General features: G+C 62.8%; 18 protein-coding genes. 5 read left to right on the top strand and 13 right to left on the bottom strand.

Translation table 11 applies throughout. The features are described 5' to 3' along the window. Positions 1–2 precede the first annotated feature (2 nt). The 4 genes from narJ to trmB form a co-directional block, all read right to left on the bottom strand. On the bottom strand, positions 3–623 hold the full coding sequence (gene narJ, locus AAGW05_RS08120) for a nitrate reductase molybdenum cofactor assembly chaperone (RefSeq protein WP_411804001.1): 621 nt from the start codon (positions 621–623) through the stop codon (positions 3–5). Further along, a complete protein-coding gene (narH, locus tag AAGW05_RS08115) occupies positions 620–2,341 on the bottom strand; it encodes a nitrate reductase subunit beta (protein WP_411804000.1) in 1,722 nt (573 codons plus the stop codon). The genes narJ and narH overlap by 4 nt, the downstream gene beginning before the upstream one ends. Then, positions 2,341–6,054, bottom strand: coding sequence for a nitrate reductase subunit alpha (locus AAGW05_RS08110; protein WP_411803999.1), 3,714 nt, complete (start codon positions 6,052–6,054; stop codon positions 2,341–2,343). Before AAGW05_RS08110 ends, narH begins: the two co-directional genes overlap by 1 nt. Positions 6,055–6,211: 157 nt before the next feature. Further along, on the bottom strand, positions 6,212–7,144 hold the full coding sequence (gene trmB, locus AAGW05_RS08105; RefSeq protein ID WP_411803998.1) for a tRNA (guanosine(46)-N7)-methyltransferase TrmB: 933 nt from the start codon (positions 7,142–7,144) through the stop codon (positions 6,212–6,214). 296 nt (positions 7,145–7,440) lie between these two features. Between trmB and AAGW05_RS08100 the strand changes: the two genes are divergently transcribed. Beyond that, the gene (locus tag AAGW05_RS08100) at positions 7,441–9,102 is read left to right on the top strand and encodes a DEAD/DEAH box helicase (protein ID WP_411803997.1); all 1,662 of its coding nucleotides are present in this window, start codon (positions 7,441–7,443) and stop codon (positions 9,100–9,102) included. An 84-nt stretch (positions 9,103–9,186) separates the two neighbouring features. Here the strand turns inward: AAGW05_RS08100 and AAGW05_RS08095 are convergent, their stop codons facing one another. Both AAGW05_RS08095 and glgX read right to left on the bottom strand, forming a co-directional pair. Next, a complete protein-coding gene (locus tag AAGW05_RS08095) occupies positions 9,187–10,338 on the bottom strand; it encodes a cation:proton antiporter (protein ID WP_411803996.1) in 1,152 nt (383 codons plus the stop codon). A 536-nt stretch (positions 10,339–10,874) separates the two neighbouring features. Then, positions 10,875–12,926 (bottom strand): glycogen debranching protein GlgX, encoded by a 2,052-nt coding sequence (gene glgX / locus AAGW05_RS08090; protein ID WP_411803995.1) that lies wholly within the window; start codon positions 12,924–12,926, stop codon positions 10,875–10,877. Positions 12,927–14,121: 1,195 nt separating this feature from the next. Between glgX and AAGW05_RS08085 the strand changes: the two genes are divergently transcribed. Then, positions 14,122–16,041 carry an MDR family MFS transporter gene (locus tag AAGW05_RS08085; protein WP_411803993.1) on the top strand — a complete coding sequence of 640 codons (1,920 nt, stop codon included), beginning with the start codon at positions 14,122–14,124 and terminating at the stop codon, positions 16,039–16,041. Positions 16,042–16,782: 741 nt separating this feature from the next. On the opposite strand, the gene AAGW05_RS08080 is transcribed toward AAGW05_RS08085, so the two are convergent. The 3 genes from AAGW05_RS08080 to AAGW05_RS08070 form a co-directional block, all read right to left on the bottom strand. After that, the gene (locus AAGW05_RS08080) at positions 16,783–17,367 is read right to left on the bottom strand and encodes a HutD family protein (RefSeq protein ID WP_411803992.1); all 585 of its coding nucleotides are present in this window, start codon (positions 17,365–17,367) and stop codon (positions 16,783–16,785) included. Beyond that, entirely contained in the window at positions 17,367–17,600 is a 234-nt protein-coding gene (locus tag AAGW05_RS08075; RefSeq protein ID WP_411803991.1) for a hypothetical protein, read from the bottom strand. The genes AAGW05_RS08080 and AAGW05_RS08075 overlap by 1 nt, the downstream gene beginning before the upstream one ends. A gap of 69 nt (positions 17,601–17,669) precedes the next feature. After that, positions 17,670–18,071, bottom strand: a complete 402-nt coding sequence (locus AAGW05_RS08070) for a YccF domain-containing protein (RefSeq protein ID WP_411803990.1) — start codon at positions 18,069–18,071, stop codon at positions 17,670–17,672. Positions 18,072–18,206: 135 nt separating this feature from the next. Between AAGW05_RS08070 and AAGW05_RS08065 the strand changes: the two genes are divergently transcribed. Next, complete coding sequence (locus AAGW05_RS08065) at positions 18,207–18,782, top strand: hypothetical protein (protein ID WP_411803989.1); 576 nt, start codon at positions 18,207–18,209, stop codon at positions 18,780–18,782. Positions 18,783–18,791: 9 nt separating this feature from the next. After that, positions 18,792–19,313 carry a PspA/IM30 family protein gene (locus AAGW05_RS08060; RefSeq protein WP_411803988.1) on the top strand — a complete coding sequence of 174 codons (522 nt, stop codon included), beginning with the start codon at positions 18,792–18,794 and terminating at the stop codon, positions 19,311–19,313. A gap of 123 nt (positions 19,314–19,436) precedes the next feature. On the opposite strand, the gene AAGW05_RS08055 is transcribed toward AAGW05_RS08060, so the two are convergent. From AAGW05_RS08055 to AAGW05_RS08045, 3 genes are all read right to left on the bottom strand, one after another. Beyond that, entirely contained in the window at positions 19,437–21,083 is a 1,647-nt protein-coding gene (locus AAGW05_RS08055; protein ID WP_411803987.1) for a sialidase family protein, read from the bottom strand. A gap of 98 nt (positions 21,084–21,181) precedes the next feature. Continuing rightward, the gene (locus tag AAGW05_RS08050; protein ID WP_411803986.1) at positions 21,182–21,841 is read right to left on the bottom strand and encodes a pentapeptide repeat-containing protein; all 660 of its coding nucleotides are present in this window, start codon (positions 21,839–21,841) and stop codon (positions 21,182–21,184) included. Positions 21,842–22,143: 302 nt separating this feature from the next. Further along, complete coding sequence (locus AAGW05_RS08045) at positions 22,144–23,046, bottom strand: DUF4031 domain-containing protein (protein ID WP_411803985.1); 903 nt, start codon at positions 23,044–23,046, stop codon at positions 22,144–22,146. 115 nt (positions 23,047–23,161) lie between these two features. Between AAGW05_RS08045 and AAGW05_RS08040 the strand changes: the two genes are divergently transcribed. Then, complete coding sequence (locus tag AAGW05_RS08040) at positions 23,162–23,851, top strand: ubiquinone/menaquinone biosynthesis methyltransferase (protein WP_411803984.1); 690 nt, start codon at positions 23,162–23,164, stop codon at positions 23,849–23,851. 18 nt (positions 23,852–23,869) lie between these two features. Here the strand turns inward: AAGW05_RS08040 and AAGW05_RS08035 are convergent, their stop codons facing one another. Beyond that, on the bottom strand, positions 23,870–24,661 hold the full coding sequence (locus tag AAGW05_RS08035) for a MerR family transcriptional regulator (RefSeq protein ID WP_411803983.1): 792 nt from the start codon (positions 24,659–24,661) through the stop codon (positions 23,870–23,872). Positions 24,662–24,664 lie beyond the last annotated feature (3 nt).

Raw genomic sequence — 24,664 nt, 5'->3', positions numbered from 1 at the left:
ACTCATGCTCCTTTCATGGGCAGCAGCCGCGGGTCGTACGGGTCAAGGCCCACGGATTCGGTGGGTGGGCCGAAACCTGCCATCCGCATGACGGCTTGTTCATCCGCCGGGGAGGCCCCGGGCAGCGTGTTGCACACGGCTTGCACGATCTCCGTGTGCGCCAAGTTATCCCGCAGCAACCCAAACTTGATGAGTTCAAGGCTGGGCCGGTACTGCTGCAACAGGTGCTTGCCCGAGGCCATGTCAACGGTTGCGGCGTATTCCAGCACCATGGGCAGAAAGTCAGGCAATTCACCGCGCGTGTTCACCAAGGCGTCGGAACCGCGGTACACCTTCTTAAACGCACCCAGCACCTCACCGCGGCGACGGGTGTCCCCGTCAGTCCAATAGGAAAGGTGCAGGGCGTGGCGCTTGCCCAGGTCGAATTCTTCGACGTACTGGCTCTGCAACACCATTAGGTCTTTGTGCTCGAAGGAATCAAGCACGACGGCGAACGGGGCCAGGGCTCCGGGGAACTCCCCAAGTGCCGCCCGCATCAACGGAACCCGTTCCAGCAACAGCTCATCCGGGTAGGACAGGCACCACGCCGCAGCCAGAAACGTGACCTGATCCTTGCGGCTCATGAACCGCCACCGCCTTCGAACGACTCCTCACGGTCACCCTCACGGCCCGGCTCGGTGGGGTGATGTTGCGGGAACAGCCCGGCAGGGGCGCCGTTGCCGTCCCAGTTGAGCAGGTTCACGCGCCCGCGCAGCGTGTCAGCTCCCGCTACTGAGTCGGAGGTTTGACGGTCCCGCAAGGCGTTGAACGTTTCCACGGCGACAGGTGTGGGGCGCCCGCTTGCTTCCCCGAACGGGGAGTCCCCCATGGCACCCATGCCGGGTCCGCCGTCGAAGTCCAGGGAACAGCCCATTTCCTCCAGGTCATGTGCCTGCTCGGCGTGCGCCTTGGGGATCACATAGCGTTCTTCATACTTGGCGATCGCCATCAGCCGGTACATTTCATACATGGTTTCCCCGTCCATCCCCACCGAGGCAGGAATGGATTCGTCGGGATCGCCGCCCAGGGAAATGCCGCGCATGTAGGCACGCATGGCGGCCAGCTTGAGCAGCACGCCCGTGACAAGCTCGGTGTCCCCGGCCGTGAACAGCTCCGCCAGGTACTCCACCGGAATGCGCAAGGCGTCAATGGCGCCGAATAGAACGCCCGAATCCTCCGCGTCGTGGCCCTGATCGCGGAGCAGGTCAACTATGGGAGAGAGCGGCGGGATATACCAAACCATGGGCATGGTGCGGTATTCCGGGTGCAGCGGAAGAGCCAGCTTGTACACCTTCGTCAGCGCGTACACGGGCGACTTTTGGGCCGCCTCGATCCAGTCCTCGGCGATTCCTTGCTCGCGGGCAGCCTTGATCACGGCGGGATCGTTGGGGTCCAGCAGCACGTCCATCTGTGCCTGGTACAAATCCTGCGGATCGGTGACCGATGCTGCGGCGGTGACGGCGTCGGCGTCGTACAAAAAAAGCCCCAGGTACCGCAGCCGGCCTACGCAGGTTTCAGAGCAGACGGTGGGCAGGCCCACCTCGATGCGCGGGTAGCAGAACGTGCACTTCTCGGCCTTGCCGGTCTTGTGGTTAAAGTAAATCTTCTTGTACGGGCAGCCGGTCATGCATTGGCGCCAGCCGCGGCACTGGTCCTGGTCAACCAGCACAATGCCATCCTCCACGCGCTTGTAAATGGCGCCGGAAGGGCACGAGGCCATGCAGGACGGGTTCAGGCAGTGCTCGCAAATGCGCGGCAGATAGAACATGAACGTCTGCTCAAACTCAAATTTGATCTTGTCCTCGGACTCGCGGCGCACCTTCTCCACGATCGGGTCCAGGTGGCCCATCTGCTCGGTGCCGCCCAGATCGTCATCCCAGTTGGCGCTCCACGTGATCTTCGTGTCCTTGCCGGTGATCAGGGACTTGGGCCGGGCCACAGGAAAGTCATCGCCCAAGGGCGCGTCAACGAGGGTCTTGTAGTCGTAGGTCCAGGGCTCGTAGTAGTCCTTGAGCTCGGGCTGCAGAGGGCTGGCGAAGAGGCCGAACAGCTTCTTCACGCGCCCGCCCGCCTTCAATTTCAAGCGGCCGCGCTTGTTCAGCTCCCAGCCGCCCTTCCACTTCTCCTGATCCTCATAGCGGCGCGGGTAGCCCTGTCCGGGACGGGTCTCCACATTGTTGAACCAGACGTATTCCACCCCTGCCCGGTTGGTCCAAGCCTGCTTGCACGTGACAGAGCACGTATGGCAGCCAATACATTTGTCCAAGTTCATGACCATGCCCATTTGAGCCATTACACGCATTAGTACTGCACCTCCTGGGAACGGCGCCGAATAGTGGAAACGTTGTCTCGCTGGTTTCCGGTGGGGCCAAGATAGTTGAACGCGTAGGTCAGCTGCCCGTAGGCGCCAATCAGGTGAGATGGCTTGACTAACAGCCGGGTCAGGGAGTTGTGGATGCCGCCGCGACGGCCGGTGGCTTCAGACTTGGGCACATCGATGGTGCGCTCCTGTGCATGGTAGACGTACACCACGCCCTCCGGCATGCGGTGGCTGACCACGGCGCGGGCAACGAACACGCCGTTCATGTTCACCGCCTCCACCCAATCGTTGTCCTTGACCTTGATGGACTTGGCGTCCTGCGGGCTCATCCACACCGTGGGACCGCCACGGGAGAGCGAGAGCATGAGCAGGTTGTCCTGGTATTCGGAGTGGATGGACCATTTGGAGTGTGGGGTCAGGTAGCGGACCACCACCTCCTTTTCCCCGTTGGGTCCGAACTTGGGCTCACCGAACAGGCGCTGCATGTCCAGCGGTGGCCGGTAGATCGGCAGGGCCTCGCCAATGTCGATGATCCAGTCGTGGTCAAGGAAGAAATGCATGCGTCCGGTCAGCGTGTGGAAAGGCTTGAGACGTTCGATGTTTTGGGTGAACGGTGAATAACGCCGCCCGCCCGTCTCCGAACCGGACCACTCGGGGGAGGTGATGACAGGCACCGGCCCGGCCTGGGTCATGGCGAAGGAAATGATCTTTTCCTCTGACCCTTCGGCCAGGTCCGCCAGTTTTACGCCCGTGCGCTTTTCCAATTCCTTGAAACCTGCAACGGCCAGTTGGCCGTTGCAGGTGCCGGAGAACGTCAGGATGGCCTCGGCCATTTTCGCATCAGTGTCGATGGCCGGGCGCCCGTGCGCGACGCCGCCCAACATGACACCGTTTGCCTTGGACAGGTGGTCCAGAGCTTTGTCCAGTTTGTAGTTGACGTTCTTGACGGTGAAGCCGAGTTTGTCTGCCAGCGGCCCGACGGCGGCCAGCTTGTGGGCGATGGCCGTGTAGTCGCGCTCCACCACAGTGAAGTTAGGCATGTTCGCCCCCGGCACGCCCTCGATGCCTTCCTCACGCCAGTCGCGCACAACGCCGCCGGGCTGGGCGATCTGCCCCACGGTGTCGTGGATCATGGGCACGCTCACCAGGTCCTTGCGGGTGCCCAAGTGCTTTGCCGCCTGCCGGGAGAATTCCTCGGCCAACAGGTGAAACATCTCAAAGTCAGTCTTGGTTTCCCACGGCGGGTCGATGGCGGGGGTGAAGGCGTGCACAAACGGGTGCATGTCAGTGGAGGAGAGATCGTGCTTCTCGTACCAGGTGGCTGCGGGGAACACGACGTCGGAGAGCAGCGTGGTGCTTGTCATGCGGAAGTCCGCGGACATCAGGAAGTCCAGTTTTCCTTCCGGACCCTGCTCGTGCCACGTGACGGTTTTGGGCTTCAGCGAGGCCTCGCTGTCCTGGCCCATCACGTTGTTGTGCGTTCCGAGTAAGTTGCGCAGGAAGTACTCGTTGCCCTTGGCGGAGGAACCAAACAGGTTCGAGCGCCACAGGATCAGCGTGCGCGGCCAGTTTTCGGGGGCGTCGATGTCCTCGATGGCAAGATCGAGATCCCTATTCTTCAGGGACTGTGCCACCCACGTCTTCTCATCGGGGGCCTCACCGGCGGCAACGGCCGCTATCGCTTGATCGGCGATATCCAGCGGGTTTTTATCAAAGAACGGGTAAAACGGCATCCAACCAAGACGGGCGGACTGCGCCAGGGCGTCGGCCGTGTGCATGCCGTCCAGGCTGCCCGTGGACAGGGGCGACTTCAGCGCATCCGCCGAATACCCGTCCTGGCGCCACTGGTCGGTGTGCATGTACCAGTAGCCGGTGCCGATCATGGTCCGCGGCGGACGTGACCAGTCCAGGGCGTTGGCGAGTGAGACCCAGCCGGTGAGCGGGCGCGTCTTTTCCTGGCCCACATAGTGGGCCCAGCCGCCGCCGTTGCGCCCCATGCAGCCTGTCAGCATGACAAGGGACAAAATGGCCCGGTAGGTGGTGTCGCCGTGGAACCACTGGCAGATGCCGGCACCCATGATGATCATGGAGCGGCCCTTGGATTGCTCAGCGTTGCGGGCAAATTCGCGGGCCACCCGGATGCAGGCCTGGGCGGGGACGGATGTGATCTCCTCCTGCCACGCCGGGGTGTACGGGGTGGACGTGTCGTTATAGTCCTTGGCCCAGTCGCCGGGAAGGCCGGGGCGGCCCACGCCGTATTGCGCCAGCATGAGGTCATACACCGTGGTGACCAGGTACCCGCCCACCACCGTGGTGGGGACGCCGCGGCGCAGAATGGAACCTGCCCCTGTGGGATCCTCAAAGCACGGCAGGAGGATTTCCGCCGACTCCGTGGAGACTTCAGCCAGGCTCAAGGCCGGTTCAATGCCCGTCAAATCAAGGTTCCACTTGCCCTCGCCGGTCTTTGAATAGCGGTGGCCCAGGGTCCCGTTGGGGATGATGGCAGCCCCGGAGACCTTGTCAAAGAGCATGGTCTTGAACGCGGCGTCCTCCTCGAGCTCGTTGCCGGGGACGAAGTCAGCGGTGAGGAATTTGCCGGCGTTGTACGTCCCGTCGTCGTTCTTCTCCAAGCGCACCAGGAAAGGAAGATCCGTGAACTGGCGTACGTAGTCCTGGAAGAACGGGACCTGCCGGTCCACGAAGAATTCCTTGAGCGTCACGTGCCCCATGCCCATGGCCAGGGCTGCGTCGGTGCCGGCCTGGGCGGGAAGCCATTCGTCGGCGAACTTCGTGTTGTCGGCGTAGTCGGGGCTGATGGCGATGACTTTTGTGCCGCGGTAGCGGACCTCCGTCATCCAGTGGGCGTCCGGGGTGCGGGTGACGGGGACGTTGGAACCCCACATCATCAAGTAGGTGGCATCCCACCAATCACCGGACTCCGGGACGTCCGTCTGGTCACCAAAGACCTGCGGGCTGGCCACGGGCAGGTCCGCGTACCAGTCGTAAAAGGAGGTCATGACGCCACCGATGAGCTGGATGAATCGGGTGCCGATCGTGTGGCTGACCATGGACATGGCCGGGATGGGGGAGAAGCCACAGACTCTGTCAGGTCCGTAGTTCTTGATGGTGTTCACGTGCGCGGCGGCGGCCAGTTCAAGGGCCTCAGCCCAGGATGTGCGGACGAGCCCACCCTTGCCGCGCGCGTTTTGGTACCGTTTGCGCTTTTCAGGGTCCCCCGCAACCTCGGCAAAGGCCAGGACCGGGTCCTTCAAACGGGCCTTGGCCTCTCGATACATCTCCAGCAGCACACCGCGGGCGTACGGAAAACGCACACGGGTCGGTGAGTAGGTGTACCAGGAAAAAGCGGCCCCGCGAGGACAGCCGCGGGGCTCATATTCGGGGCTGTCGGGCCCCACCGACGGGTAGTCGGTTTGCTGGGATTCCCACGTGATGATGCCGTCCTTGACATAAACCTTCCAGGAACACGATCCCGTGCAGTTCACCCCGTGGGTGGAGCGGACCACCTTGTCATGGCTCCACCTGTCGCGATAGAAAATATCGCCCTTCCGGCCGCCGTCACGGAAAACAGCCCGAGAATCCGCGCTCTCGTCCCATCGGGTGAAGAACTTCCCAAGCTTCAACATTGCATCCGACGCCGGTCCATCGATCCCGGCGACAAAAGATTCAGCAGTCATGGCCCCACCCTAGGGGCCTTCGAAGGAGTTTGCTACAGCATTTGGATTAGTCAACAAAGAGGTGCGCTAATTGTTGCCTAAATAATGCAACTTTAACTCTGTTGGGTGATTTTTGTGTCGCGGATGCGCGCCATGTGACGAAAAGGAGGGGTGGTGTCTAGTTCCGGCGGAACTCGAGGTCGAAGATGACCCGGCCGGCCTTGTGGGCCTTGTTTTCAAAGCTGGTCAGAATGCGCCCGTCAAAGCGGGGTGCCCAGCCGCCAACCATGTCCGGCTCATCGCTCTGTTCACAATCCACGCCGCTGAGCCGTGCCGCGGTGAGGGGGCTCTCTGAGCCGGCGCGCTCGCCGTCGTGCATGTTGGTGAAGTCGGCTGAGGCCGCACCCACCTCAAGTATTTGTTCGGCATAACCTGACCAGTCGGTGGCCAGCCGCCAGATGCCGCCGGGGGCAAGGACACGTGCCACGAGCGGGGCGAACGTGTCCTTGACCATGCGGCGCTTGTTGTGCTTGGTTTTGTGCCAGGGGTCAGGGAAGAATACCCAGACCTCGCTGACGGATCCGGCGGCCAGCATGCTGGAGAGGACCTCAGGGGCGTTGGCCTGGACCACGCGGACGTTTGTCAGCTCGTTGGAAACAATTTTTTGGATGGTCTGGGCCAGCCCCGGCGTGTAGACCTCAACGGCGAGGAAGTCCTTGTCGGGATTTTCCTTGGCCGCGTTGACCACGGCATCGCCCAGGCCCGAGCCGATTTCGATGACGAGGGGTGCCGTGCGGCCAAACTCGGCCTCGGCGTCGAAGGTGTACTCGGGGTGCACCGAGGTGTCTGAAATGTGGCGCGGAACATCCACGGCAAGGGTGTCCGAGTGGTCGTCCCAAGCCTGCTGGCGGCGGCCTTGCAGGCGGGTGCCGCGGCGCACGAACGACACCGGCTGCGCACGGTATGTACCTTCGGCTGCCTGGCTTCCCGGGGTGATGGGGCGTGCAGAGCCATCCAGTGTGCGGGGTGCGCGTTCGGCAACGTCCGCGGGCGCGGCTGCGTCGGTGGAAGTTTCGGGGGTTTCGGGGCCGGAAGCTGGGTTTTCGCTCATCACTGTTAAGGGTACCGGGGATTTCCTGGCAGGCCTGGTTGACAAATTCCGGCTTCAGACAGGCCGGGAAGGTGAGGTGCGGCACTTTGGCGAGGTCCGGCGTCGTGCTGCTGTTAGAATGGGGTTACTTAATGTGCTTCGTGCGCATTCTGCGTCGATGAACGCATGCAACTTGTCCCGCAGCGGTTTTGCTCAAAGCAACCCGCGGTTGACACGCTCTGGCATTGAATCGGCGAACCCGTGGTCAAAACTGATCGCGGGACGTTGAACCGCCTTACGAAAGATTCTCTCTTTACATGACAACTTTTGCTGCCCTTGGTGCGCCCAAGGAAATCGTTGCTTCACTCGCCGCTCAGGGCATTGAAGAAGCATTCCCCATTCAGGTCAAGACCCTGCCGGACACCCTGGCAGGACGCGACGTATTGGGTCGCGGCCGCACAGGCTCCGGCAAGACCATTGCCTTCGCCATCCCGCTCGTGGCCCGTCTGGCCGAGCGCGAGGCTCCCTACTTCCGCAAGCCCGGCCGCCCCATGGGCCTGGTTTTGGCGCCGACCCGCGAGCTGGCAACACAGCTGAACAACACCATCGAGCCGTTGGCCAAGGCCATGGGCCTGAACACCACAGTCATTTACGGTGGCGTGTCACAGGCCCGCCAGGAAAAGGCACTGCGCGCCGGCGTTGACATTGTCATCGCCTGCCCGGGACGCCTCGAAGACCTCATGAAGCAGCGCATCGTCTCGCTTGAAAGCGTTGAGATCACTGTCCTTGACGAGGCCGACCACATGGCCGACCTCGGCTTCCTGCCTGTCGTCAAGCGCCTGCTGGACACCACCCCCACGCAGGGCCAGCGCATGCTGTTCTCCGCCACCTTGGACAACGGCGTGGACAAGATTGTCCAGCGCTACCTCTCCAACCAGCTCACCCACTCGGTGGACGAGGCCAAGGCTGCCGTCTCCACCATGGAGCACCACGTCCTGGTGGTCAACGACCAGACCGTCAAGAAGCAGGTCATCGTTGAGCTGGCCTCGGGTGCCGGCCGCCGCATCCTGTTCATGCGCACCAAGCACCACGCACGCAAGCTTGCCAAGACCCTGACCGACGCCGGCATCCCGGCCGTGGACCTGCACGGCAACCTGTCGCAGAACGCCCGTGACCGTAACCTGGCCGAGTTCTCCACCGGCGACGTCCGCGTCCTTGTGGCCACCGACGTTGCAGCCCGCGGTGTGCACGTTGATGACATCGAGCTGGTCATCCACGTTGACCCGCCCACAGAGCATAAGGCATACCTGCACCGCTCCGGCCGCACGGCACGTGCCGGGTCCGACGGCGTTGTCGTCACCCTGACCTTGCCGGAGCAGCAGGGCGACGTCAAGAAGCTCATGCGTGCAGCAGGCGTTGACGTGAACTTCGAGCGCGTCACCACCAGCTCACCGCTCATCGCCGAGCTCGTGGGTAATGTCGCAGACAAGATTGACCCGCGCACCCGTGCGGCACTTCTTGCCGCCAAGCAGCCTGCCCAGGGCGGTGGCACCTCGACCGGCGCCAATGCACAGCGCAAGCGCGCCCGTTCCGGCGCAGCCCCCACGGCCGGTGGCCGTGGGGGTCGTGGCGGACGCGGCCGCGTTTCTTCCGATGCTTCAGAGCGTCCGGCACGTTCATCCGAGGGTCGCCCGGCCCGTTCGGGCGATTCACGTCCGGCCCGCGTCGGTGACGTGGCACGCGGCAACCGCGCAGCTTCGGCACCGCGGAACAACTCGCACAGCAACGACGCCCCTCGCGCCACATCACGCGGCGCCGGCCAGAGCGGTGCTGCCCGCACCTCGGGCCAGGGCGCAGTCTGGTCTTCCAACACTGGTGGCAACTCCGGCGGAAGCTACAACTCCAACGGGGGCGGAGCCCGCTCAGGCGGACCCCGCCGCGCATCGGCACCAGCCTCAAACCAGCGCCGCAGCCGCTAGCCTTTCCAGGATCTGACCCGCAGTTAAGGTCGAAAAACCCCGAAATTCCGGGGTCTCTCGACCACTACTGCGGGTCGGTTTCGTTTAACGGCGTCGAACTTTGGGCTGCTTCGGCTTTCGGGAGGCAAAGCGGCTCCCCGCCACTGTTGCCGCGGCCATGGTGACGAGGGCGCCCAGGACAAGCGCCGCTGGTTCGCCAGGAGCCAACAGGTTCTGCTGGATGCCAATCGTGGCGGCCGCGACGGGCACGCCCAGCTGCGATGCCGACAAAACCGCCAGCGGCAGCGGCTGCCCCAGCAGGCGCGTCAGTGCGTGGGTAGCGATGGCGCCAAGCCCCAGTGCCAGCCCAAGCAGGACCATGGGCGGATGGGCGGCGAGCTCATTCAGGTTCAACGATGCGCCCAGCCACAGGAAAAACACCGGCCCCAGGAACCCCTCGGTGAGGGCAAAAAGCTGCCGCGCCAGCCTCCGGGGCTCGCCCACCCCCGCAACGGCAAGGCCAAACGCGAACCCCGCGAGCATGATAGAGACGTGCCCCCACACTGCCAGCCCCGCCAGCGTGAACAAAATGATGAGCTGGATGCGCAACTCCAACGCGAACTTGCGGCGCTCGGACACCTTGTGGAAGCGCAGGCGGAGACCCTTTCGGTCAGCTTGGCGGAGAATGCCAAATACGACGGCGGCACCCGCCAACACCGCCAGTGAACCAAGCGCGGCCCGCCCCGCGGTTAACGGGTTCAGTGCGAGCGGCAGGGCCACAATCGCAAGGGTGTCGGCCATGGCCACCTGCGACGTCATGGCCAGCACGGAGGGACCGGAGAACCCCAGCGAACCGATGATTGGCAGGACCAGGGCTGCGGAGGACGACGTCAGCAGCACGACATAGAGCGGGGCGTGGCCGTTGCCAAAGAAGGCTGCAAGCCCGATGCCCGCGGCGGCCGCGGCCACCGCCACCACCACGAGACGCACGGCGCCGCTGCCAAGCGCCGACCGGATTTGTTTGTCCCTGATGGGCACGTGGGAGCCGGCCACAAACATGATCAGCGCAAATCCTATGTCGGCAAGGAATGTGAAGGTCGAATCGCCCGGAACCACAAGGTTCAGGCCCGTGCGGCCTATGAGAATGCCGGCAAGCAGCTCACCAATGACCACAGGGATGTGCCATTTTTGCGGCAGGGCCAACAGCGGTCCCAGCAAGGCCACCGCACAGATCATGGCCAGAAGGGGGAATGTCATGGCCGGCCCTGGCAGGTGGCGTGCAATGAACGCGGGTTCATGTGCCTATTGTGCACGGCAGGCGGGTTTTTGCCCATGGGCCGCTCGCGCAGGCACCGTGCTCGGCAAACTGTCACTGCGAACGCGGCTGCAGCTTGTGGCCGTCCGCATGCTAGGCCGTCTTTGGAGATGGGCCAGTCAACGAAGGAAGACCTGCCTGCAAGGACCAGTGCATGCAATCCCTCATCAAAATGCTCGAAGGCGTTTCTGATCTCCCTGACTTTGAGCGCCGGGAAGTTCTGGTCTAGCCGATGCAGGCCGTTGAGGTCTGGTCGCTTCCGGGTGGCGGAACGCTTTGCCCGGCTGAACCATCCGCTGGATGACGATACAGGCGACACCCCAGACACTGACCACCGTTTGTTCATGGGTAGAGCCTATGTGGGCATCCCGAGACACATCAGACGGAAAATCGCGCTGACCCCTCCGCCGCTGATGAAGGCTGCGACGTGGTGCGCTGAGTCCCGTGGCACAGTCTGGTACCTGTGCCACGGGACGTGCTAGGCGCGTGACCGAAGGACGGTCACTGAGCGGTCCCGAACGATCAGGGATGTTGCCGACTGTTCCACGTGCTGGTCCGGGTCGGTCGAGAGTGCCAGCTCCCATTCCTGCGCAGGCGCTGCCGGGAGGGTGAATTCGACGCCGTTTTCGGCGGCGTTGAACAGCACGGCAAACGCGTCGGCCTCCTTGTGCGCCAAAAGGAACGCGATGGCACGGTGGTCCTCGGCCCAGTCCTCTTCCGCGAAATTCTCGGCATCGGCCCGCAGCACCCGGACGGAGTCAGCACTGCCGGTTTCGGGATCCTGACGGAACCAGTCCGGGCGCAGTGCGGGGTTTTCGCGCCGAAGCGTGATCAGCTGCGTGGTGAACTCCAGCAGCCCGGTGTCTACCTTGTTCCAGTCGAACCAGGAGATCTCATCGTCCTGGCAGTAGGCGTTGTTGTTTCCCCCCTGGCTGCGGCCCATTTCGTCCCCGCCCAGAATCATGGGCACACCGGTGGACAGCGCCAGGGTGGCCAGGAAGTTCCGTCGCTGCCGGTCACGTAGCTCATTGACGGCGGGGTCATCGGTGGGTCCTTCAACGCCGTGGTTGGCAGAGCGGTTGTCGCTCTCGCCGTCGTTGTTGTCCTCACCGTTGGCTTCATTGTGCTTCTCCGCATATGCGGTGAGGTCCGCCAGGGTAAATCCGTCGTGCGCGGTGGTGAAGTTGACGCTGGATACCGGGGCGCGGCGGCTGCCTTCGTAGATGTCCGGGCTGCCGAGGAAGCGTTGGGCGAAGTCGCCGAGCACGTTCTCCCCGCCGTGCCAGAAATCGCGGACATCGTCGCGGAACTTGCCGTTCCACTCGGACCAGTCCGCTGGGAAACCGCCCACCTGGTAGCCCGCGGTGTCCCACGGCTCGGCGATCATCTTGACCGGGGCAAGGACCGGGTCCTGCTGGATCAGGGTCAGGAAGGCGCTGTGCAGTTCGGCGTTGCCGTCCTGCCGGGTCAGTGTAGTGGCCAGGTCGAAGCGGAAACCGTCAACGCGCATTTCGGTCACCCAGTAGCGCAGCGAGTCCATCATGAGGCCCAGCGCTGCGGGGTGGCCCACGTTGAGGCTGTTGCCCGTGCCCGTCGTGTCGAAATATGCCGACTCTTCGCCTTCAACCAGACGGTAGTAGGCGGCATTGTCGATGCCCTTCAGGGACAGCGTCGGGCCCATGTGGTTGCCCTCTGCGGTGTGGTTGTAGACGACGTCGAGGATGACCTCAAGCCCGGCCGCGTGGAGAGCCTTGACCATGGCCTTGAATTCGGCGACCTGGCCGCCGCCATCGCCGGCCGAGCTGTAGTCACCGTGCGGGGCGAAGAAGCCGATGCTGTTGTAGCCCCAATAGTTCCGCAGGCCCTTTTCCTCCAGGTGGCTGTCTTGGACGAACTGGTGCACCGGAAGCAGTTCGACGGCGGTGACCCCTAGATCGGTGAGGTGCTTGATGGCCGCCGGATGCGCCAGTCCGGCATAAGTGCCGCGGATCTCTTCGGGCACGTCGGGGTGCTGCTGGGTGAAACCCTTGACATGGACTTCGTAAATGACAGTCTCAGCCAGCGGAACGCGCGGAGCAACATCGGGGGAGCCAGCATCCCAGTCGAAGGATGGGTCGGTGACAATGCATCGGGGCGTCGAGGGCGCGGAATCTGTTGCATCCAAGGTGGCCGGATCGTTCAGATCATGGGCGAAGACTGCCTGGCCCCAGGTGTAGCCACCCTCGATAGCGGTGGCGTGGGGATCCAACAACAATTTGTTCACGTTGTGCCGGAGTCCGGCGTGAGGGTTCCACTCACCGTCAACGCGTATCCCGTAGCGGGTGCCGACTTCCATGCCGGGAACCAACCCGTGGAAAACGTGACCGGTGCGCTCAGACAGAGCAGTGCGGATCTCCTTGCCGTCACCGTCGAAAACGCAGATTTCCACAGCGTCGGCGCTCTGCGAATAGATGGCGACATTAGCTTCGCCCTCGCCCAAGGTGACACCCAGGGGATAGGGAACGGAATGCGAGGCAGCGGTCAAAGTCATGCGGTGCTCGTTTCTCTGAGGAATTTTCAACCCAGTATAGTAAGCCAGCTGAAGAACTGAGGATTAGGAGATCCGTGGTTTAGATGGTGTCTCCAGAGCGACGCGTAGGGCCGGAAAAACCAAATAATCCACAGACCCGACCAATAGATTCATGACGAGCCAGAGTGCGGAAATGCTCCTCGAAAAGAGATTGTCAGAGATTTTGTTGTTTCCCTCGCGGAACGAAACAGTGAGCATGTCATGTCACTGCTCGCCGACGGCGTGTTTTATTTAGCCGATGGACCCCAAAGCGCGTTTTGCCATGTTCTACGCTTCGCCGGTGCAGTCAAGACCGCGAAAATCGTCGGCGTAAACACCTACGCCATCGTCCTGACCGCTGGTAGCCGTGTCCACTGGAATCCGAGAAGTTCACCAACCCCAGGTTCCTTTCGTTGTCCTCTGCAACCGAGATGTGGTGCACGTTCTGCCGTTGCACGACCCGCTTCCAGACAGGACCGGTAAGAGTGACTGGATAGAATCCCCACTGCGATTCGATGACGGCTGCTGCTGCAAGGGACACCGCAATAATCATGAGGAAGACTGCGCCTCCGTCACGCAGCCAAGCCGGTGAGCGTTCCCCGAATCTGAGACCTTCCACCTCTGTCGGGGTGTCATACTTCTCTTTGATTGAGGCTGGTTTGAAAATCATCTGCCCTTCGCCAAAACCCCATCGTTGTGCGTGGACAGGTGCCACGGCGTTGATACGGAATGCTCAGAATCGCCACAGCGGCATGTCCGGGCAGGCCCGCACAGCCCTCTCACAACGTTGCTGTTCTTTGGTGTGTTGTTGTGAGAGGGGTTGTGGACGTTTTGGTGTCAGCGCGTTGCCCGGGTCCGGAACCGTCTCGGAATCGGCCGGTTCTGAACACCGTTGCCTCAAAAACGCCGACGCCACGGCGCACACCATGGAATTATTCATCTGTCGCCGGACACGACCGGGCCTGTCCCAGTACGCGCATTGGCGGTAAGTTCTCAGGGTTTATGTTGCTGGCCGGGAGCTGGCGGGTGTAACGTTCCACCTTGCGCAACGTTTTTTTGTTTTCCCGCGAGCCGTCACAATGTCGGATCCAACGGCATTTTTACCTACAGTTTTTGAGGACGCATGTCACGCGATTTAGCAGCCCCATCCCCCTCCTCCCAGCCGGGCGGTGCGATCATGAGCCATCGCCAAATCATGTTCGTGATCTTTGGTCTCATGGCGGGAATGTTCCTTTCAGCCTTGGACCAGACGGTGGTGGGGACCTCGATCCGCACCATCGGTGACGACCTGCACGGGCTGAGCCTGCAGGCGTGGGTGACCACCGCCTACCTGATCGTCTCAACGATCAGTACCCCGATCTACGGCAAGCTATCGGATATCTTCGGGCGGCGCCCGCTGTTCGTGTTTGCCATCATTGTCTTCATCATCGGTTCCATCATGTCCAGCTTTTCGACGTCGATGGTTGAACTTGCTGCCTTCCGTGCCGTCCAGGGCCTGGGCGCCGGTGGCCTGATGTCGATGCCGCTGGCGATCATGGGCGACATGCTCGCTCCTCGTGAGCGGGCGAAATACCAGGGATACTTCCTGGCGGTCTTCGGCGTCTCCTCCGTGATCGGGCCCCTGATCGGCGGACTGTTCGCCGGAACCGACCAGATCCTGTGGATCGCTGGCTGGCGTTGGGTGTTCTTGATCAACGTGCCCATCGGCCTGCTGGCACTTGCCATGGTGCTGCGCTTCCTGCATCTGCCGAAGATCCAGCGCCACTCTGTGCGCATCGACTGGTGGGGAGCGACCGCGGTGGTCGTTGCCCTCGTTCCCCTGCTGCTCGTCGCCGAAGAGGGACAGACGTGGGGCTGGAAGAGCTTGGCATCGATCAGCTGCTATGTCGTTGGTATCTTGGGTGTCATTGCGTTCATCATCATTGAATCCCGGATGAAGGATGACGCACTGATCCCCATCAAGCTGTTCCACTCCCCGACGTTTTCCATGGCGACCATCATCGGTGTACTGGTCGGCTTTGGTATGTTCGGTGCGATGATGACGATCCCGCTCTACCTGCAGATCGTGCTCGGATCAACCCCGACCGAGAGCGGTTTGGAGATGCTGCCAATGATTCTTGGCTTGATGATCGCGTCGATCGCCAGCGGCCAACTGATTGCCCGCAACGGCAAGTACCGCATGTTTCCCATCTTGGGCACGGCGCTGATGTCGGCGGGGTTCTTGTATCTGACATTCTTGAAGTACGACTCGCCGTTCTGGTTTGTTGCCATCGGGATGCTGCTGATTGGCCTGGGCCTGGGCCAGCTGATGCAGACCCTGACCATCGCCAGCCAGAATTCCGTGGGAATGCGAGACATGGGTGTGGCGACGAGCGCATCGACGTTCTTTCGCCAGATTGGCGGAACATTGGGCACGGCAGTCATGCTGTCGCTGCTCTTCACCGTCCTGCCGCTGAATATCCAGGGGGCACTTACGGACACGCCCACGCTCAAAGGCGCCCTCGACGCCGCGATGACCCCCTCGGTGGCCACAGCCCCGGAAAACAAGCAGATCATGGCCCTGATTTACACCGACCTGGTGACACCCGTGGAGCAGGGTGCACAGGCGGCGGCGCACACGGCCGGCGTGAAGGAGCTCGTTGCCAAGGGCGTGCCGCAGGCACAAGCCGAAAGCACCGTTCCGGTCCAGCCGCTGGACTTCTCCCAGGCGGCGGTCCGCACCCAGGTGATCAACCAGGTGGCGCCAACAATCGAGCAGAAACTGCGGGAGGCCAAGGGTGGCTCCTCGGCGGTGGGCAGCAGTGCGCTCAATGACACCTCATTCCTCAAGGGTGCCAACACCAACCTGACAAAGCCGTTCCTGACTGGGTTCACCACCTCAACGATTGTCATTTATTGGGTGGCGCTGATGGTTGTGCTTGTGGCATTCGTGCTCGCCCTCTTTTTCAAGACGCCGCCGCTGCGCATGAAGTCCGCGATGCAGGAAGCGGCCGACGACGAGATGGAGCGCTCCGAGAAGATCAATCTGGTGTTGGAGCACTCCGCCGACGCGATGGGTGCCCTGATGGAACCGGGGGGTACCTCCGGGCCGCGCTAGGTGAGGGGGGTCAAATAAATGGCTGTGTGAGAGGTACTGTTGCCGCGGATGAGCTTTGGCGGGTCCGCAGCACGCCTCCGAGTGCCTGTGGTGTTGTGGATGGCCCGGTCCGGCAACCACTCGTCAATCAGGCCTAGGACTCCTAGAACTGTTTGACCCATTGCCGTGGCTTGATAAAAGGTTGACCACACCAGTGATGGTGCGTGTCTCATGAGAGATCTGCCGGACAAGACTTGAACACCGGATGCGATGCCACCAAACCCGGGATGAACCGTGCCATCGCCTGGATCCACAGGGATACCTCCGGGGAGATCTTGGCTGCCATTGTAGGGAACCAACTCCTACGGGTCTTTTATTCGCGGTGAGCTGATTGTTGGGGGTGCGCGTAGTGGAGGTGAAACCACCACGGAAGAAGGCCCGTCGTGGGGTCGGATAATCCGATCCGATCGACGCATTTGCTTCAGCTACGAGTGTTCTGGGATACGAGACCGCCGCCGTATCGATCATCAGCGCACCGCAAACCGCACTGCCTTGCATGCTCTGGTGCGGTTAATCGACTGAGTGGTTGATGCCCGCCATGCGTTGACCGACTGTTGACCGTCGGAGGCGGCAGGCAACTGAAGGTGGCCCTGGACATCTTTGCCAAGAACCGGATGAGATTCGATGAGTAAACCCAGGCATACCTCGAGCAACGAACCAATGTCGCGGGATAAGGAACCCGAACAGTTTTAGCGGATGGTGCTAGCTTGCCACCGGGTCGATGCTGAGCACTGCGAGGAAGCCCCTGCCGGAAATTTCGGGCGCATCATCGGAGCCAACCACTGTGTCGAACTTGCCAAGCGCCTCGGCGACGGGCGCAGGGGAGGAGGGTTCGACGTCGTCCGTGTGGGCGGGGGACACGGAGGCCGAACCCTGCAGCAGCACGGCGAACTGGTCGGAGAAGACCGGATGCGGCCGCTTTTTTGACAGCTCGATGATGGCCGCGTAGCCCTTGAAAGCCCCGCGGCGGGTCATCAGGTTCAGGTCCATGAGCGCGCCGGTGGGCAGGGCCGCGGAGGTGGTTGAATCGCCGGAAAACCTGAACGGGCGGTACTTTTCAAGGGCCTGTTCGGCGCCGTCGACAGTCAGCGCGATGAGCTCGCCCTCGATGACGGTGATGATCCTGTCAATGCCGGGCAGCTGCGAAAACGGGCCGGCCTTGGCCACTTCGGCAATGCTCAGGCGCCAGTCCCAGTCGGCGGACGGACCGGCGGCAATCTGCCGGGTCACCCCGCCGCCATTGGCCCAGGGCGCGGGTTTGAGCGAGGAGTATCGGATGATTTCCACTACTGTTCGTCTGCGTTCTTTTCGCTGTACACGTGCAGGCGCTTTAGGTCCGACTGGCGACGGCGGTGCTTGCGTTTGTAGTAGGACCAGCCTCCCGTGATGGCCAGGGACACTGCAAAGGCCAGGACGATCTTCAGCGGCAGGTTGATCCTTGCAAAGGTAAGGACAAGGATCATGGCCGCGAAACTGGCGAAGTTGACCAGGATGTCCAGCCAATCGTTCTTAGTGCGCATGGCACAAGCTTACGCGGCAATGCCCGGCGCGCGTGCGGGAAGCGGTCGTGTCAGCGCACAGCCAAAAAATCACCTGTAGCTGTTAACAAACGGGCGTTTGGTTGGCACGATTTCCTTGCCCAGTGGCATGAGGGAAATAGGGATCATCTTCAGGTTGGCGATGGCCAGGGGGATGCCGATGATGGTGATGGCCATCGCGAATGCCGTGGTGACGTGGCTGATGACGATCCAGATGCCCGCGACAAGGATCCAAATGACGTTGCCAAGGGTGCCGGCGATCCCGGGGCCGCCCGGCTTGTCCACGACCGTCCTGCCAAAGGGCCACAGAGCGTAGCCGGCAATGCGAAATGAGGCGATGCCCCACGGGATGGTGATGATGAGGATGCAGCAGAGAATTCCTGCCAGAAAGTAGCTCAGGGCAAGCCAAAATCCGCCAAAAACCAGCCAAATGACATTCAAGAGTGTCTTCATCACCCCATTCTGCCCCGTCAGGTGGTGAAGGCGCATCAGGGATGCCCGTTAGTTTCAGCCTTCCCACCGGCGGCCGGTGCTACGCTGAATCTCAGGAGCACCTCCCAATCCCAACGTCAGGAAAACGGACAGTTCATGGACTTCGGCATAGTCTTCTTGATTCTTATGCTGGTGATCATCGCCATTGTCGTTGGCGTGGCCATCACCCTTGGGGTTTTGATCTCCCGCGGCGCGCTGGGTTTCGTGAAATTTTCCAAGCCCAAGATCGAGTCCGCAAAGCGCAGCGCCCTGAAGGTCCGTGCGGAGTCCAGCTTCGGGCCCGTTGCAGACATCCTTAAACAACGTGTCGCCCTGCAGGAAGCACTTGACGCCACCAGGCGATCCTTGGCGGTGGCGCAGTCCACGGGCCAGTACACCGGCAACCTTGAGGCCATTTTCACCACGCTCCAGCAGACGGCAACCGTCATGGAGCACCAGCTGCTGGTGGCCCAGCAGGAGCCCGATCGCGCCGTCCAGGCCGTCTACGCGAAGACCCTTGGCGTGCAGGTGGAGCAGGTCACGCAGACAGCCACGGGGGTCCGCAACGCCCTGGCAAGTGCGGCGGCCCCGGCCGGCGACGTCGACCTGAAGGACCTCACCCGCACCCTTGAAATTGAGGCCGCGATGCTCAAGAACTGGTCCAGGACGTACACCGACCTCGGCCATGACTAGCCGGGGCCAATGAGCATCTTCGCCCGCATTGCCCAGGTTTTTTCCTCCAGGGATTCCGCTGTGAAGCACGACGCCGGGGCCTCCTCCCGCGACCAGCCCACCCTGGCCGATGCCCAGCTCAAGCAGCAGGCCGCCGTGCAAAAGATGCGCCGCGGCGTCGCCGATGTTTCGGTGAGCAGGCAGCGCCTGGACGTCCAGGCCGCTGACCTGCAGCGGGCCATGGACGCGCTTGAGGTGCAGGCGCAGAAATCCCGGCGGGACGGTGATGAATCGGCCGCGCAGAATGCCATGGGCCGCCAGGAGATCATGGGCGGGCAGCTGGCGGACCTCATATCGCGGCGCGACGCCCTTGCCGAGCAGGAAACCATGCTCATTGCAGCGCTGACGCAGCTGCAGGCGCGCGTCAGCGGATTCAATGTCACGGTCGAAACGCTTAAGGCCACCCGGACGGCGGCAGATGCAGACCACGCGATTGCCATGGCGCTCAAGGACTTCGAGCAGAACCACCCGACGCCGGACACCGGTCCCTGACCATCGGCCGCGGCGCCGTGAAACGCCGAAAACTGGGCCAACCCGCGAATCATCCCCCAAGATACAGCGTTCTCGAGGGTTGAACCCGTCTTCGGTGCCGTGCGCGGGGTGGGGTTTGGCGCGTCAGTGCTCGGCGATGTCCCCGGAAATGACGTCGAAGGTGAAGGAGCGCTTCGCACCGAGCGTCCGGCCGTCGTCGTCAACGCCCATGGTGAACGCAACCATGACGGAGCCGGCCGCAATGTCGGCCTCCGTTACGGTGTAGGTGGCCGTAAAGCCGCGCACAGTACCAACTGCCAGCGGCTCCGCGCCGGCGACAACCTCGCCGTCGGTCCGGCTGTCCTCGCGGAACACCGACACGGCTGGCGCCCCCGTTGCGCCGAAGTTCTCCACGCGGCCGGCGAAGGCCAGCACGTCGCCCGCCTTGTACCCGGGGATCACTGCTCCGTAGTTCAGGTCCTGCGACTCGCGGTTGGAGAGCACCTGGGGAGCGTCCTCCGAGTAGCCCTGGCCCACTTCCTTCCACGCGGACGGATCCCAGTCTCCGTCAGTCTGGGCCAGCACAAAGCTCTCGCCAACGCTCTCCCACACGGGCGGCCTGGCTGGCGTGATGGATCGCAACACGACGCTCAGGCCGACGCTGCCCGCCCGGGCTGTGCCGCCGTCGTGCGCCAGGGACGCTGCGGGGGAGGCCTGCAACTCATGCGGGTCGATGGTCGCAAACACGATTTCCTGGTAGCCCTGGCGCTCGTACAGAACACCAATCCGGCCGTCGGGCAGGCGGGCTGCGGTGGAATACTGAGAGCTTCCCGCGCACAGCACGACGGCGTAGGGCCAGCTCGCGCCGTTGTCCTTCGAGAGCTTCAGGAGCGTGTTGCGGCGCAGCAGGGGGTCATGGTTGTGGGTGGCGATGAGCCAGTTGTCGGTCTCCGGGGCCACGAACGATGTGACGTTGGGCAGGCCGTCGAAGCGGGCCACCGAACCGTTGTCGCTGGGATCGGGCAGCTCGGGGTGCGGCTGCGCCGGGGACCAGGACCGGCCGCCGTCGGTGGAGCGTGCCGTGAGACGGTGCGGAGTGGCACGAGAATGCATCAGCAGAGATCCGTCAGCGAGGCAGGCAACCTTGTTCTCATTCGCACCGGCGATGAACTCGCCCAGTTTCCACGTCTCGCCGTGGTCGTCGCTGTAGGCGCTGGCGGCCTTGATTTCGCCCTGGTGCAAAAGCACGAACTGCTGGACGAGTCGGCCCTTGAAGGATCCGGTGTGAATCTGTATGCCTGCACCGGCTGCGGCGAAGAGACCCGTCACGCCGTCGCCCTTGAGCATGGAAGTGAGGCGGCGGTGGTGCCAGGTGGCGCCGTCGTCGTCGGAAAAGCTGAGGTCGGCGTGCTGGATGGCGTCGCTGTCATCCAGCCCGGAGGCCGCCTCAAAGAATCCCGCATGCGTGCCGGCCGCGTGGAACATGAAGATGCGGCCGGTGTCAGTGTCGATCAGCAGGCTCGGATCGCCGTACCCGTCGAGTCCGGTTCCCGTGCGCACCGTCTGCTGCGGCCCCCACGTTGCCCCATTGTCGGTGCTGCGCCGGATCAACAGGTCGATCGGGTTGGGCAGGTCGTCAAGGTTGGGGCGCCCGTCATAGGCGGCCAGAAGGGTGCCGCGGGTGGAAACGGCCAGGGCCGGGATGCGGTATTGGCGGTGGCCGGCAACGCCCCTGCGGGCAAGAACTTGCTCAGTATCAGGGACCGGCGCAGAGATGGGACGTGGAATCATAGGCCAATCCTAGTCAATTTTCGTTGCACTGGGTGGTATGGCGTAGAGTTCCGGCCCGGGTCATTTCCCGGCAAAGCGACGCGCGTGGGCCCCCGTGGTTAGGCGAGGGTGATGCCCAGGTGCGCGGCCAGGATGGGTGCCAGCAGGCCAAGCTGGTAGTCGTCAATCACGACCCCGGCCATGGAACCGACACCGTTGAGCGTGCGGAAGTCCGTGGTGCGAAGGTCCAGGTCCTTCAGCGTGGCCTGCTGGAAATCCAGGGTTCCGATCCGGCAGTTCGTCAAGGCCATGCGGGTGATGTTGGCGCCGCCAAGATCCAGTTCGCCGATGATGCAATCGCTGATTTGCAGGTCAACGATCTTTGACGCGCGCAGGTTCAGGAAGTCGACCTTTCCGCCATCGATCCGCACCGACTGCCAGCTGCTGTCATAAAGCTCGGCCGAACCCCACCGCGGTGAGTTGATCTCCGTGTCCCGCCAACTGGTGCGGGCGCCCTTCAGGATGGGGGCGAAACTGTCGTTCAGCACCGTTCCGCGGAAGCGCACGCCGCGCAGCTCGGCGTCGTTGAGCGTAGGCCCGTTGAGTTCGCACTCCAGAAAATCGGTGGACGTCAGGTTCGCCTCATCGAAGGCTGTCCGCTCAAAGCGCTGACCGTCGTAGGTCTCGCCCGGGCCAAAGAACGCATCGTCGTTGTCCACCAGGTCATGCAGGTCTAGCGGAGTGAGCCGGGGTGCGCGGGGTGCATTCTTCGAAGCCATGACCCAAGGTTATCCGGCTGCGGCGGGTCAAAAATTCTGCTAAACCTCAGTCGTCAAACCGGATGGGCAAGGCGGAATGGTAGGCATCACCGCGGTCACTGGGCGGAGTCGATGACACCCCGGCCCTCGTCGCGGTGCCAGATGCGGACTGTTCCCGTTCTCTCCATGTGCTGAGGGTATCGCCGGCAGCATGGGTTGGGCTAGGGCATCAGGGCGATGACCTTGAAGCGTTGGAGCACCACCATGGTGTCGTCGTCCACTGTGACATTCGGATCCCCAGGGCCGCCACGAGCTGTAATCAGTCATGGGGTGAGTGTCCCGTCCGCCGCGGCCAGATTGTGACCCAGCCGTGCCAACTCTCCGCTGAGGTTTGCTTGCGCCTGCCCCGCCCATAATTCACGACCCCTGACGGTGCGAAAAAGCGGGTCAAGGGCCAGCAGTTGCTTCAAGGCCGCGGCCCTTCCCTGATGGAATTGTTCGTCAGGAATGTGCGCGAAATCCTTGCGAACAGCGGCCGCATAGCGGGAATACTCGCCGGGCGCACTGCCCAGGATGGCGAGGTCGGCATCGCATAGGATGTGCCCGGCGCCGTCGGAGGGGGCGGGGGAGTGGGTTGCGGTCAGTCGCACGAGGCGCGTCACTTCCGCCACTTGCGGGGCCGGCAAGAGTCCATTGAGGCACGCTTGCGCTAAAATAGCGGAGTCCTCCTCGTCCGTGACGCTGCCGTTGTAGACGGCGTCGTGAAACCAGGCCGCAAGGGCCACCTGCCCGGGAACGTTGCGTTCGGTCAGCAGGTCCAGGGCCTCCAATACTGCGAGCAGGTGGGTGGCGCTATGGTAATGGCGGTGGGGCTCGTTCCATCGCGCAAGAAGGTCTGCGCCCAGCTCCGGCTGGTCGGGCACGAGGGCGTTCCAGCGCAGCTCGAGCACCGAGCCGACCGACTTGACCCGGTATTTGGCCTTGATGCGCAGCCCAGAAGCGACCAGCGTGCGCGCAAGATCCTTGCCTGACAACGGCCGGGCCCCGGCCGCCACCAGTTCCGCGTAAATGCGCTCCGGGACGTCGTAGTGGTCAAGGTCGAAGGCCCGCCCGGTGACTCCGTTCGCCGCGGCAAAAGCATGCAGTTCGGCAATTGACGTGTCCGAAATCAGGTGGGAGAACACTGTCCCGTGCGCAGGCCAAAAGGGGGGATCGATGAAGATCATGGCCCCAGTGTAGGCCCGTGGCCCTCGCCGCCGTCGTTGCCCGCGGATGTGACCGGGGCGGGCCCGCGCGCATAGACTCAATTCATTCCAGCACACCAAGAAAGAACCGGCGGCAATGCGAAACGAAGACTCTACTGTCCAGGCCACTTTCAACGGCATCGCCCGGCGTTATGACCTGATGAACAGCCTCATGACCCTTGGCTCGCACAAGCGCTGGTGCCGGGAGGTTGCCATCTTTGCCACCGGCGGTGGCGGGAGCAAGTTCCTTGACCTGGCCACCGGAACCGGTGTCATTGCCAGGGCCGTCCATGGACAGAATCCCGGAAGTTCGGTCATCGGGGCGGACTTCTCCGAAGCCATGCTGGAGGTGGCCCGCCAAACCAGGGGCAACGGGGGCATCCACTGGCAGTTCGCCGACGCCCACGAACTTCCCTTTGAAGATGGCGCGTTCGACGGCGTCACCCACGGCTACCTGCTGCGCAACGTCAGCGACTTGGACAAGGTCCTTGCCGAGCAATTTCGTGTCCTTGTCCCCGGAGGTGTTGTGTCCGCCCTTGAGTCCTCCCCTCCCGGGGGCATTCTTGCCCCGTTCGTACGCATCGGCATGCGCGTGGTCATTCCAACGCTCGGGACAATCATTGGACGCGACCGCGACGCCTACCAGTACCTGGTTGACTCGACCCTGGGCTTCCTGACCCCGCAGGCACTGCGGCTGCGGTTCGAGCAGGCCGGATTTGTGGACATCAAGGTGAAGTCGAAGTTCCTGGGTACAAACATGATCTGGAGTGCCCGCAAGCCCCGTTAGAGGAGGGGGCTGTGCAGCCTACAGCTCCCGCTGCGCGAAAACGCCAAGGGCGTCGCGGACAAAGGCGGCACCCTTGGATCCGCCGTAGTTCGCGGCAAACCGTTCATCGCCAACGTACATGTCGGCCAGGCCCAACACGTAGCCGCGAACATCGCCGCCCGCCTTGGTTGCCGGTGTGCCCGGAATGGACCGCAGCCAGGCAACGTGGCGCCGGGCCAGCTCCTGAGCCAAAGGTGAATCGGCCGCCGCCCCGGCAGTGAAGGCAGCAATCCAGTCGGCGTTCAGCGCCGCCACCTGCGCGTTCAACTCGGCCTGTTCCGCCGGCTGCTTGCCGCGCCACCAGCCGTCACTTTCCGCGTAGGCCGCCTGTCCCCAGCGCTGCTCCACTTCCTCCTTGTATTGCGTGTGTTCAAAGCCGTCAAGCATGTCCTTGGCCATGATGTTCTCTCCTTGTGTTTCTGCTGCAATTGTCTTTTCAACCGATGCGATCAGCCGCGTCAACCGTTTCTGTTCCCCTCGCAGCCACGCAACGTGGGTGCGCAGCGCTGCCGCCGGAGAACTCGCCTGCGACAAAACCGCGGCGATGGCAGGCAGGCCAAGCCCGAGCTCGCGCAGCAGCAAAATTCGCTGCAGGCGCATCAGGGAGGCGTGGTCGTAGTGCCTGTAGCCGTTGCCCGCAATGCGGCTTGGTGGCAGCAGCCCGATCGTGTCGTAGTGCCTCAGTGTCCGGCTTGTAGTGCCTGACAGCGTGGCGATTTCTTGGATGGACCAGTCCGCATCGTGCCCGTCGGGGCCCCTTTTGCTGCTCATGAA

The organism is Arthrobacter sp. LAPM80, assembly GCF_046736435.1.
Taxonomy (GTDB): domain Bacteria; phylum Actinomycetota; class Actinomycetes; order Actinomycetales; family Micrococcaceae; genus Specibacter.
Note: the sequence above shows the minus strand (reverse complement) of the source record. Positions and strands in the feature narration are given on the sequence as shown.